The organism is Deinococcus metallilatus (genome assembly GCF_004758605.1).
GTDB lineage: Bacteria > Deinococcota > Deinococci > Deinococcales > Deinococcaceae > Deinococcus > Deinococcus metallilatus.
The window spans coordinates 2,872,199-2,880,000 of record NZ_CP038512.1 but is presented as its reverse complement, the minus strand read 5'-3'; the positions used below and the strand labels follow the sequence as shown (position 1 = coordinate 2,880,000).

General features: G+C 73.8%; 9 protein-coding genes (1 of these 9 cut by a window edge). 2 read left to right on the top strand and 7 right to left on the bottom strand.

Going from position 1 to position 7,802, the window contains the following annotated elements; genetic code table 11:
• The 7 genes from E5F05_RS20085 to E5F05_RS20060 all read right to left on the bottom strand — a co-directional run.
• Nucleotides 1-491 carry the 5' portion of an ABC transporter permease gene (locus E5F05_RS20085; protein WP_129120412.1) on the bottom strand. The gene continues 256 nt to the left of window position 1, outside the view, so only the first 491 of its 747 coding nucleotides appear in the window; it begins with the start codon at nucleotides 489-491; its stop codon lies off the left edge, out of view.
• Nucleotides 488-1,420 carry an ABC transporter ATP-binding protein gene (locus tag E5F05_RS20080; protein WP_129120411.1) on the bottom strand — a complete coding sequence of 311 codons (933 nt, stop codon included), beginning with the start codon at nucleotides 1,418-1,420 and terminating at the stop codon, nucleotides 488-490. Before E5F05_RS20080 ends, E5F05_RS20085 begins: the two co-directional genes overlap by 4 nt.
• A 70-nt stretch (nucleotides 1,421-1,490) precedes the next feature.
• A complete protein-coding gene (locus E5F05_RS21795) occupies nucleotides 1,491-2,069 on the bottom strand; it encodes an ABC transporter permease (protein ID WP_244944503.1) in 579 nt (192 codons plus the stop codon).
• A gap of 5 nt (nucleotides 2,070-2,074) precedes the next feature.
• Nucleotides 2,075-2,578: a hypothetical protein gene (locus E5F05_RS21790; RefSeq protein WP_244944502.1), complete on the bottom strand. Its 504-nt coding sequence runs from the start codon at nucleotides 2,576-2,578 to the stop codon at nucleotides 2,075-2,077.
• 142 nt (nucleotides 2,579-2,720) lie between these two features.
• On the bottom strand, nucleotides 2,721-3,623 hold the full coding sequence (locus E5F05_RS20070) for an ABC transporter substrate-binding protein (protein ID WP_129120409.1): 903 nt from the start codon (nucleotides 3,621-3,623) through the stop codon (nucleotides 2,721-2,723).
• 116 nt (nucleotides 3,624-3,739) lie between these two features.
• Nucleotides 3,740-4,099, bottom strand: coding sequence for an HU family DNA-binding protein (locus E5F05_RS20065; protein WP_129120408.1), 360 nt, complete (start codon nucleotides 4,097-4,099; stop codon nucleotides 3,740-3,742).
• Between the two features lie 131 nt (nucleotides 4,100-4,230).
• Entirely contained in the window at nucleotides 4,231-4,965 is a 735-nt protein-coding gene (locus E5F05_RS20060) for a HesA/MoeB/ThiF family protein (RefSeq protein ID WP_129120407.1), read from the bottom strand.
• A gap of 82 nt (nucleotides 4,966-5,047) precedes the next feature.
• Here E5F05_RS20060 and E5F05_RS20055 point away from each other — a divergent pair, with 82 nt between their 5' ends.
• Both E5F05_RS20055 and E5F05_RS20050 read left to right on the top strand, forming a co-directional pair.
• Complete coding sequence (locus tag E5F05_RS20055; protein WP_129120406.1) at nucleotides 5,048-5,614, top strand: glycerol-3-phosphate acyltransferase; 567 nt, start codon at nucleotides 5,048-5,050, stop codon at nucleotides 5,612-5,614.
• A complete protein-coding gene (locus E5F05_RS20050; protein ID WP_129120405.1) occupies nucleotides 5,611-7,722 on the top strand; it encodes a hypothetical protein in 2,112 nt (703 codons plus the stop codon). The genes E5F05_RS20055 and E5F05_RS20050 overlap by 4 nt, the downstream gene beginning before the upstream one ends.
• Nucleotides 7,723-7,802 lie beyond the last annotated feature (80 nt).

Genomic DNA, 7,802 nt, shown 5'->3' with positions numbered 1-7,802 from the left:
CGTTGCCGGTCCGTCATCCCCATGCCGCGCGCCGCGTCCAGCACCCCCCGGTCCACCGCCAGCAGGCCCGCCACGCCGTTGCTGACCACCGGCACCAGACCGTAGACGATCAGGCCCAGCAGCGTCGGTGCCCAGCCGAAACCCAGGGCGGGCACCGCCAGCGCGAGGATCGCCAGGGTCGGGACGGTCTGCCCCAGGCCCACCAGCAGTTCCGTCAGGTGACGCGGGGCCTCGCGCCCGGGCCGGGTGACGGCGACCGCGAGGGGCACGCCGATCAGCAGCACGGCGGCCGTGGCGAGCAGCACCAGTCCCAGGTGTGTCAGGGTGAGCTGCCACAGGGGCGGATCGAAGGTGAGGGGGGCCCCCGGCGACAGGGGTTGCACCAGCCGGGGCAGCACGCCGGGCAGCAGGCAGACGGCCAGCAACGCGGGCCACATGACCACATTCCAGCGCACGCCCCCGGTGGGCCGGGAGGAGGGCAGGGCGGTCATACCTGCGCCTCCTGCGTTTGCAGAGCCTCCCAGCGCAGCACGCCGAGCGGGACGCCGTCCTGGGTGACGGCCAGCGCGTCCGAGCCTTCGCGCAGCATGACGCCCAGGGCGCTGCGGGCATCCAGGGTGCCCTCGACGGTGGGGAGGCCCGCCCCATCACCCGGCCGGACGAACTCGGCGGCGGCGCGGCCCGCGAGTTGCCGCAGCGCCGCGTCCTCGCCCAGGAACTGCCGCACGAAGAGGCTGGCGGGGCGGTGAATCAGGTCGTCGGGCGTGCCGAACTGGGCCAGCGTTCCCCCCCGCATCAGCGCGACGCGGTCCCCCAGGCGCAGCGCCTCGTCGATGTCGTGGGTGACCAGCACGACCGTCTTTCTGAGGCGCTGCTGGATGCCCCGGAAGGCCTCCTGCAAGCGGTCACGGGCCAGGGGGTCCAGGGCGCCGAACGGCTCGTCCATCAGCAGGACGGGCGGGTCGGCGGCGAGCGCCCGCGCCACCCCGACGCGCTGTGCCTGCCCGCCGGACAGTTCGCCCGGTCGCTTGGCGCGGTACACGGGGGGATCGAGGCCCACCAGCGCCAGCAGTTCGTCCACCCGGCGGGCCGTCCGGCGGCGGTCCCAGCCCAGCAGGTCGGGGACGGTCGCCACGTTCTGCGCGACCGTGAGATGCGGGAAGAGGCCGATCTGCTGGATCACGTACCCGATGCCGCGCCGCAGGTCTTCTGGCCGGAAGTCCCGGGTGTCACGTCCGCCCAGCAGGACGCGGCCCCCGCTCGGCTCGGTCAGGCGGTTGATCATCCGCAGCGTGGTCGTCTTGCCGCAGCCGGAGGGACCCAGCAGCGCGGTGAGTTCGCCTTCGGGGAACACCAGGCTCAGGTCACGCACGGCCCAGGTGTCCCCGTACCGTTTTTCCAGATGTTGCAGTTCGATCATGACGGCTCCGGGGAAGGGCGGCGGGCGGCGGCGCGCGGGACGCGGGAAAAACCGCATACTGCCGCCCCTCTCACTCCACCCTCCCCAGCCGCCGCCCCAGCACCCCTTCCAGACCGCGCAGCGCGGCGTCGAGCAGCAGGGCCAGGAGCGCGGCGGGCACGGCGCCGAGCAGGATCAGGTCGGCGGCGGCGCTTTGCAGGCCCTTGAAGATGTAGGTGCCCAGGCCCCCCGCCCCGATCAGCGCGGCCACCGCCGTCACGCCCACCAGCAGCACGGCGGCCTGCCGGACACCGCTCAGCCACACCGGCAGCGCCAGCGGCAGCCGCACGCGCCAGAAGAGCTGCGCGGCGGTCATGCCCATGCCGCGCGCCGCGTCCACCGTGCCGAACGGGACGCCCCGCAGCGCCACCACACCGTTTCGCAGGATGGGCAGCAGCGCATACAGCGTCAGGGCCGTCAGGGCCGGGGCGACGCCGATGCCGCTGACGCCCAGGCTCCGCAGGGCCGGAAAGGTGTCCGCCAGGGCCGACAGCGGCGCGATCAGGAGACCCAGCAGCGCGAGACTGGGCAGAGTCTGGATGCCGTTCGCCGCGCCCAGCACCACCGCCGCCACCCGTTCGCGGCCCGCCGCCCACACCGCCAGCGGCACGCCGATCAGGAGGGCCAGGCCCAGCCCCCCCCGACCAGCCGCAGATGCTGCCCGAGTTCCTGCACCCAGCGCGGCCCCTCGTTCCGGCCCTCGACCAGGACCGACCAGGCATTCAGGTGCCCGGACACGAACAGGGCCGCGACCGGCGGGAGCCAGGCCCAGGCCAGCCAGCGTCCGGCGCGTGAACGGGCCAGCAGACCCGCCCCGTACACGCCGATGCCCGCCCCCAGCAGGAACAGCCACACGCCGCTGGCCGCACTCGCCCGCGCGAAGGGGGGTTGATGCACCAGAGCCGCCTGGGCCTGGCTGCCCAGCCACCAGAACCCCACCACGACGGCCAGCGGCGCGGGCAGCCAGGTCAGACGCGGCAGGAACCGGGCCGTGAGGAGGGGCAACGCCGCCAGCAGCACGCCGGTTCCCGCCAGCGCAGGCGGCAGCCGCAGGTATTCCCCCGGCGCGAGGCGGTTGGGGCGCAGCAGCACCCAGGGCAGCAGCGCGCCCGCCAGCATGGGCAGGGTGGCCAGCAGCAGGACAGTTCCCGTACCACCGGGGACAGGCGAGGGGGCGGCAGCCGGCCGGACTCCCGCCCCCCGCTGGCCCGGGAGGCTCACGCGAGGCGCTTGTCCCAGCGCGGGAAGAAGCCGCTCAGGTTCACTTGATCAGCCCCTTGCTCTCCAGGTAGCTCCGGGCCACGTCCTGCGCGGTGCGGCCTTCGAGGGCGACCTGGGCGTTCAGCCCTTGCAGGATGGACTGCGTGAGCGTGGCGAAGGTCTTGTCCAGCAGCGCGGCGATCTGCGGATGGGCCTTCAGCACCTCGGTGCGGATGATCGGCGCGGGCTGGTAGACGGCCTGGGCCCCCCTGGGGTCCTTGAGGGCCACCAGCTTCAGCGCGGCGAGGGTGCCGTCGGTGCCGTAGGCCATCGCGGCGTTCACGCCACTCGTGCCGTTCGCCGCCGCCTGCTGGGTCTGGGGCGGGGTCGCGCCCGCCAGCACCAGCTTCTGGTCGGGCCGCAGCTTGAAGCCGTAGGCGGCCTCGAAGGCGGGCATGGTGTCGGGGCGGTCGAAGAACTCGGGGCTGCCCGCGATCTTGAACTGGCCACCTGCCTTGAGATAGCGGGCCAGGTCGGCCACGCTGCTCAGTTTCTGCTGCTGCGCGAGGGCCTGCGGCACGGCGATCACCCAGGTGTTGTTCACTTGCGCGGGTTTGAGCCAGGTGATGCCGTTTTTCGCGTCCAGTTGCCGGGCGTACCCGTAGATCTTGCCGGGGTTCCCCGCCTCCTTCGCGCTGATCTTGGCCTGGGGGAAGAGGTACACGGCGTTCCCGGTGTATTCCGGGTACACGTCGATCTCCCCCGCCAGGAGCGCCTTGCGGTTCACGCCGGTGTCGCCCAGGTTGGTCTTGTCGGTGACCTCCAGGCCCGCGTTTCTGAGGGTCAGGACGATCATCTGCCCGAGAATCTGCGCCTCGGGGTCCAGTTTGCTGCCCACGACGATAGGCTTGGCGGCGGCGCTGCCCACCAGCACGGCCAGCGCGAGACTGAGGACTTTGTGCATCTTGAGGCTCAAGCTAATCCCCCCCTGCCCGCCCGCAGGTAGGACAGGTTACAAACAAGCTGGCGAACGACAACATGGGACGGAAGAACGCCGCCCCATGCCGGACTGGAGTGTTCTTAGAGGTTGCCCTTGAGCGTGGTGGCGGCCTTGAAGCGGATCTTCTTGCCCGCCGGAATCTGAATCTTCTCGCTGGTCCCCGGGCGCACGCCCTGGCGCGCGGCGGTCTGCGTGACGCTGAGGGTGCCCAGACCGGGCAGGCCCACCGTCTTGCCCTCGCGCAGGGCCTGCGCGATCCCGTCGAGGAGGGTGGCGACGGCCTCGCCCGCCTGCTTGCGGCTCAGGCTGGTCCGGTCGGCGACCTGGTCGATGATCTGCGTCTTGGCGATCTTGCCGCTTCCGGCGGAAGTGCCTTCGCCGTCTCCGGCATTGGTGCGGGCGGCTCCCTTGGCGTTGGCGGACTGCGTGGTTCTGGCCATGCGTGGACCTCCGAAAGGTGGATTTGAGCGAATTGTTGGCTCAAATGCACAGTAACACACGTTTCCCAGGATGCAAGACCCGCGCCGGGGGCCTTTTTCCCGCCGGGCTGCTGTCTCCGGCCGGACAAAGCTCAGCCGCCGGTCCCGGCCCCCCGCAGATTCAGCACCCGCACACGCCCGCTCAGCGCGTCGAAGGTCCACAGGCGGCCGCGCAGGGCGTCGCCCACGCCGCCCAGCACCTTCAGCGTTTCCAGGGCCATCACGCTGCCCACGAGATTGGGGACGGGTCCCAGCACCCCCGCCTCGTCGCAGGACTCGGCGTCGCCGGGGTCGGGGAAGACCGACCGCAGCCCCAACTCCGGCCCGAACACGCTGACCAGGCCGCTGGTGCCGCTCGCCGCGCCCCAGACCCATTCGCGGCCCGCGCGCAGACAGGCGTCCGCGACGGCGTAGCGGGCCGCGAAATTGTCGGTGGCGTCCACCACCAGGTCCACGCGGCCGACCAGAGCGTCCGCGTTCGCGGCGTCCAGCCGCCCGGCCACCTCCACCCGGACGTAGGGATTGAGGGCCTGCGCCCGCGCCGCCGCCACCTCGGCCTTGGGCCGCCCCACGTCGCCCGCCGTGAAGAGCGTCTGGCGGTGCAGGTTGCTGAGGTCCACCGTGTCGCCGTCCGCGATCACCAGCCGCCCCACCCCGGCCCCCGCGAGCTGGAGGATCACCGGCCCGCCCAGGCCGCCCGCCCCGACCACCAGCACCCCGGCGGCCCGCACCCGCTCCTGCGCGCCCGCCTCCAGCCATTCCGGCACCAGGAGTTGCCGCGAGTAGCGCCGCAGTTCCGCCCGCGAGAGGGGAGAGGAGGAGGTCATGGGCAGAGTCTAGGGCGCGGGGCAAGCCGTCACGCCCGGGCTGAGGGCTGCCGGGACGCCGGGGCCTCTAGAATGCGGGCCGATGCTCGCCCTGGTCGCCCTCGCCTCGTATCTGCTCGGTTCCCTGGTGGCGGGCGTGCTGTACTCGCGCGCGCTGGGGGCGGACATCCGTGACCGCGACCTGCCCGGGGGCAGCGGGACCTACCGGCAGCACGGCCTGGCGGCGGCGCTGGGCGTGACCGCCTTCGACGTGCTCAAGGGGGTGGCCGCCGTGCTGCTGGCCCGCTGGTTCACGCCGGACTTCACCTGGGTGGCGACCCTGGGCGTGGTGCTGGGGCACTGCTACCCGGTGTTCTTCCGCTTCGCGGGCGGGGGCGGCGTCGCGCCGCTGCTGGGGGCGCTGCTGGTCGCCGCGCCGGTCACGCTGGTGGGGATGCTGGCGGTGGGGCTGGCGCTGATTCCGCTGTACCGCGCGACCCTCCAGCCGCGCCTGGGGCTGAACGCCGTGCCGTTCGCCACCGCTGTCGCCGTCCCGCTGGGCGTGCTGCTGGCCACGCGCTACGGTGGCCTGCCCGACCTGCTGGCGGGGGGCGCCGTGATGGCCGTCCGTGCCCTGCACCTGCTGACGGTGCAGAAACGGCCCGCATGAGGCGCGGCGTTCTCCCCCTGGCCCTGACGGTGCTGGCCGCCCTCGGGTCGGCGGCGGGTGCGGACGCCGTGCTGGAGGGCCGCACCCTGCGCTACGAGGACGGGGCGAACCTGCGCTGGTCCCGCACGTATCCCGCCGCGCTGGGCGACCTGACCGGCCCGGTCACGCTGGGCGGCAGCACCTACCTGGGGGTCGGGCCGGTCGTGTACGCGCTGGGCGTGAACGGCGCCTTGCAGGCCCGCTACGACCTGCCCGGGCCGGTCACGTCCCTCGACGCGAGCGGCGGCACCCTGCGGGCCAGCATCCAGGGCGACGGGTACGTCGAACGCTTCACGCTGGGGGACCCGCGGGAAGGCGGGCACGTGCAGGAACGGGTGGTCTTTCCCCCCGACCCGGAGGTGACCGGTTGGCTGGCCCGCGCCGCCCGCCTGGTGCCCCCCGAGGACCTGACGCGGGCCGCGCGGGAAGACCCGCTCAATCCCTTCCTGGCGTTGCGGGAGGCGCAGCGGGCCGGGGCGCGGGGCGACCGCTACGCCACGCTGAACGCGGTGCGGCGCACGCTGGGGGGGGACCTGCCCTTTCCCGCCTGGGTGGAACTGGCGGCCGCGCTGGACGCCAGCGGCTTTCCGGCCGCCGCCAACCTGGCCCTCGACCGCGCCCGCCGGGACGCCGCCGCCCGCGGCTACGACCCGGAGGTGCGGGTGAGCCGGGAGGCCCTCTTCGCCTACGGGAATCCCAGCGGCTACGTGGGCACGCTGCTGGACCAGGGCCGCCTGGGGCGGGCGGAGGTCTGGATGCGCTACCTGCGCGACCTGCACCCCCGCTTCGAGGGCGGCCCGGCCCTGTACGCCCGTTACGCCGACCTGCTCGAAGCGCAGGGCCGCAGCGGCGAGGCGGAGGAGTGGCGGCAGTTCACCCGCGAACTGCGCGCCGGGACGCTGTACAACCTGGGGGCCGAGGCCCCGCGCCGGGTCCGCGACGCCCTGCGGCTGGTCACGCTGGCGCTGCTGCTGGCGCTGGGGGCCGCGCTGCTGACCCTGACCGTGCGGGCCTGGCGGGTCCAGGGGGAAGACACCCGCCTGCTGGGGGGGCGCTGGGCGTCCTGGGTGCGGCACCCGCTGTCGCGCGCTCGGCGGGCCGCCGTCCTGTACGCCCCGGCCGGGGAGCGGCTGCTGCTGGTGGCGCTCGCCGCGGGGCTGGTCGTCAGCGTGGCGGGGTGGCAGTGGGCCAACACCACGGCGGCGCGGCTGAATGCCCCCGCGCTGAATATCGGCACCTACGGCGGCGGGTGGTACGCGGCGCGCCTCGACGACCTGGACCTGCGGGCCGTGCCCGACACGGCGCTGCTGGCCGGGCTGGCCGCGCAGCTGGACGGCGACGACAGCGCCGCCCGCGAACGCTACGCCCAGGCCCCCGGTGACGCCTGCGCGCTGAACAACCTGGGCGTGATCGCGCAGGCGCGCGGGGACGGCCCGCAGGCGCGCGAGCAGTACCGCGCCGCCCTGGCCGCGCGGCCCGATCTGGCCGCCGCCGCGTACAACCTGGGGCTGACCCCGGCCACGCCCGGCACCCTCTTCCAGCGCACCTACCGCCCCGCCGAACCCCGGCTGTGCTACCCCGACGACCGCAGCCTGGCCCGCGCCGTGAACGGTGACCTCAGCGTGACTCTGGCTCGCGACCTGCGCGACCCTCTGGGCACCCTGTCTCCCGGGCCGGGGCAGAGCGTGCGCCTGGGCTGGGTGTTCCTGGGGGCGCTCGCCCTGCTGGGGCTCCTCATCCTGGCCCTGCTGATTCCGCGTCCCGCCAGTGCTTCCCGCCAGGGCCGCCCGGCGGGGTACCGCCTGGCCGCGCTGCTGCTCCCCGGCGCGGCCCTGCTGGAAGGGGCCTGGGGCGGTGTGCTGCTGCTGACCTGGGGGGCGGCGCTCGCGGGACTGGCGCCGCTGGCGGGCCTGACCCGCTTCGCCACGCCCCTGGACCCCACGCAACCCGCGACCCGCACGGCCCTGCTGACGCTCCTGGCGGTCACCTACGCCCTGAATACGGCGGCCTTCATCGCGGCCGAACTGCGTCAGGCCCGGCGGCAGCGCCACGAAACGTCCCCGAGCTGAAGTTGCGGGTTCCCTCATGATTTCTTCATGGTCTAGCCCCAGGAGAACGGTGGGGCAGACAGCGATCAGGTTGACCCCGC

Coding starts and splice junctions, on each gene's coding strand:
- E5F05_RS20080 (WP_129120411.1), bottom strand. CDS start 1,420: ATGATCGAACTGCAACATCTGGAAAAACGGTACGGGGACACCTGGGCC.
- E5F05_RS21790 (WP_244944502.1), bottom strand. CDS start 2,578: ATGCTGGCGGGCGCGCTGCTGCCCTGGGTGCTGCTGCGCCCCAACCGC.
- E5F05_RS20070 (WP_129120409.1), bottom strand. CDS start 3,623: ATGCACAAAGTCCTCAGTCTCGCGCTGGCCGTGCTGGTGGGCAGCGCC.
- E5F05_RS20065 (WP_129120408.1), bottom strand. CDS start 4,099: ATGGCCAGAACCACGCAGTCCGCCAACGCCAAGGGAGCCGCCCGCACC.
- E5F05_RS20060 (WP_129120407.1), bottom strand. CDS start 4,965: ATGACCTCCTCCTCTCCCCTCTCGCGGGCGGAACTGCGGCGCTACTCG.
- E5F05_RS20055 (WP_129120406.1), top strand. CDS start 5,048: ATGCTCGCCCTGGTCGCCCTCGCCTCGTATCTGCTCGGTTCCCTGGTG.
- E5F05_RS20050 (WP_129120405.1), top strand. CDS start 5,611: ATGAGGCGCGGCGTTCTCCCCCTGGCCCTGACGGTGCTGGCCGCCCTC.